The sequence below is a fragment of the Pseudoalteromonas sp. SIMBA_162 genome (assembly GCF_046535955.1).
In the GTDB taxonomy this organism is placed as follows: Bacteria; Pseudomonadota; Gammaproteobacteria; order Enterobacterales; family Alteromonadaceae; genus Pseudoalteromonas; species Pseudoalteromonas marina.
Genome location: NZ_JAWJBQ010000165.1, coordinates 1 through 339, shown reverse-complemented (window position 1 = coordinate 339; position 339 = coordinate 1). Strand labels below are relative to the sequence as shown.

At 63.7% G+C, this 339-nt stretch carries 1 protein-coding gene; it reads right to left on the bottom strand.

Translation table 11 applies throughout. From position 1 onward, the window contains the following. Nucleotides 1-90: 90 nt before the first annotated feature. Nucleotides 91-312: a DMT family transporter gene (locus tag R0J88_RS19185; RefSeq protein WP_410900759.1), complete on the bottom strand. Its 222-nt coding sequence runs from the start codon at nt 310-312 to the stop codon at nt 91-93. Between the last annotated feature and the right edge of the window lie 27 nt (nt 313-339).

The following is a 339-nucleotide window of genomic DNA, read 5'->3' as shown; positions in this document are numbered from 1 at the left end:
GGTGCAGTGCGAAATAGGGGCATGAGGCATCCAGTGACGTCGTCGGTGAGCATCCATGTCACAGCCGGGAGGCGCCGTGATGCCCCTAGCTTAATGAGGACTGGCGCTGGAAAACAGATGCAGGACAGCGACACCGCCCACGATCATCGCCAACCCCAGGATGGCCGGCAGGTCCGGCATCTCGCGATAGACCACCGCACCGAACACGGTGACCAGCACGATGCCGAGCCCGGACCACACCGCATAGGTCACGCCCAGCGGCAGGTCACGCAGTACCAGCGTCAGGAAATAGAAGGCGATGCCGTAGCCCACCACCACGATCACGCTGGGGCCGAGTCG